The 2,053-nt window shown below is 40.8% G+C and carries 2 protein-coding genes and 1 pseudogene; all 3 read right to left on the bottom strand.

Annotation, left to right across the window (positions count from 1 at the left end):
• Positions 1-651, bottom strand: a pseudogene (locus ABD873_RS10610) (transposase); the annotation flags it as partial.
• 65 nt (positions 652-716) lie between these two features.
• Complete coding sequence (locus ABD873_RS10605; RefSeq protein ID WP_345068163.1) at positions 717-1,001, bottom strand: GNAT family N-acetyltransferase; 285 nt, start codon at positions 999-1,001, stop codon at positions 717-719.
• A 383-nt stretch (positions 1,002-1,384) separates the two neighbouring features.
• A complete protein-coding gene (locus ABD873_RS10600) occupies positions 1,385-1,702 on the bottom strand; it encodes a serine hydrolase domain-containing protein (protein WP_345068161.1) in 318 nt (105 codons plus the stop codon).
• Positions 1,703-2,053 lie beyond the last annotated feature (351 nt).

Genomic DNA, 2,053 nt, shown 5'->3' with positions numbered 1-2,053 from the left:
TCGGCCATCGAACAGCGCATCTGCAACAAAATCCATACTCCAACAATCATGTAAATTGGAAAAAACAGGCCGCTCGGAGCGGTGTGAAGCAGCCCGGCAAGCCTAGGGCGCTTCACACGCAGATTCAAGCCCTCTTCTTTGTAGATACGGTAAACACGCTTATGGTTGTCTTTCCAGCCCTCCCTTTTTAGTAAAACAACAATCCGCTCGATACCGTAGCGAACCCGCGTCTCCGCAATATTCCGTATGCGCTGCCGTAGTGGAGCATCGTTCTTACGAACATTTTTATAATACCACACGGACGTACTCAGCAGTGATACATGACATGCTCTGCGAAGGGAAATTCGATAATCAGAAACCAATCCAGCAACCATTTTTCGACGTTGAGCAGGATTTAATACTTTTTTTTTAAACGTCTTGCAGCATCTGCTTATCCAGGCTCAGATCCGCAACCAACTTTTTTAATTGAGCATTCTCCTCTTCAAGCTGCCGCAGACGGCGCAGTTCAGCTACCCCTAAGCCACCATTCCAGTTGTAGAAAGTGGCTTCACTGATTCCCATTTTGCGGCACACTTCCTCGACGCATGTGCCGGTCTCGGCCTGCTTGATGGCAAAGGCGATCTGCGCTTCGGTAAACTTTGATTTTTTCATGGATATTCCTCCCGTTTAAAATTAGTAATTCATAAACGAATTCTCTACTTTTAAATGCTCCAGTTTTAAGGGGAGAGGTCACCCCGGTGTTTTTCATCAATGTATAAGGCGCATAACCAGGGATATAAATCCATTCTACTGATAAAATCATTGGGAATTAATCCCGCACAGCCTATAATTGACCCATCTTTTTCTAACAAATACCATTGAGGTAAAGACTGTTCCGAATGGATACAATTGGAAATACAATCTTCGTAAATTTTTGGGGAAACATTGGGCCAACTCGTTTGTATAAATCGAATTGCCTTTTCTTGATATTCCGGATTTTTTCGAACAGAAAGTATTTTCATTTTGGTAGATATTGGATCATTTTTTGACAGAGCCAAATTACTTAACTTTTATACTTTATTTCATCTAATTGTCCTGATTTCCTTTGTAGCATTTTTGATTTCAGTGAAATAGTTAGAAATACTTTTTATTTTTTCAGATTCATTATTTTGTGCAAATACAACTGAAAATTCAATTAAAATAAAAAATGCAGAAATTAGCTTTTTCACGAAAAATTGTTTTTTCAAGTTTCCACATAACGAGCCTCGGTTTAGTGAATTTTTGGATTGAAATGAACGAAAATTCAATTCATACCGAGATGAAGCCACAGCTGATAGCCATTCAGTAAAATTACTAAATCAAACAGTTTTCTCGGACGGTGCAGAAGTTAGAAACCCACAGTGGATTACAGATTGTAAACAGGAATCAGGTGGTTTTCAATAAAATCAATTCGATCTTTGGGCCTGGGAACGAAGTGAGAAACAATGCCGATGACTAAATTTTTCGAGCGGTTGACGTAAATGATATTGCCACCGTCGCCAATGGCGGCAAAGGTCTCATCGTCCAATATCCACCATAGATAGCCGTATGGTTTGTTTTCCCAGAAGCTGTGTGTGGTCGTGCTTTCTTCTACCCATTGAGAAGACACGATGGATTTTCCTTTCCATTGTCCGTTTTGGAGATATAACTGACCTATTTTCAAAAGATCGTGTACAGAAAGCATGAGCCCCCAACCGGATGTGTGGGTTCCTTGCGGATCTGCAGCTCAACCATTGCTATAGTGGTTTTTGATGAACTTGAAATATGTTTCTCTGCTATCTATCGGCAGCGTTTCGGGAGGAGTAATGTTCAGGGGGGTAAATAAATACTTCGTGGCAAAAGCATTAATGTTCATTTGGGTCGTTTGCTCCAGAATTGAGGAAAGCACCTGAATGCCGATCGTTGTATAGTGAAACTCGCCTATCGGCTTTATGCCCCTGTCGACTTCCCCAAATTAAGACTGCATAATTTTACAAAATTCTCATCAAATTAACCTAAACCTAAACACCCTAACACGCCTGTTTGTCGCTTTCAA

The organism is Sphingobacterium thermophilum (assembly GCF_039541675.1).
Classification (GTDB): Bacteria; Bacteroidota; Bacteroidia; order Sphingobacteriales; family Sphingobacteriaceae; genus Sphingobacterium; species Sphingobacterium thermophilum.
The sequence above is the reverse complement of the archived record's forward strand: the minus strand, read 5'-3'. Positions and strand labels throughout refer to the sequence as shown.

Coding starts and splice junctions, on each gene's coding strand:
- ABD873_RS10600 (WP_345068161.1), bottom strand. CDS start 1,702: ATGCTTTCTGTACACGATCTTTTGAAAATAGGTCAGTTATATCTCCAA.
- ABD873_RS10605 (WP_345068163.1), bottom strand. CDS start 1,001: ATGAAAATACTTTCTGTTCGAAAAAATCCGGAATATCAAGAAAAGGCA.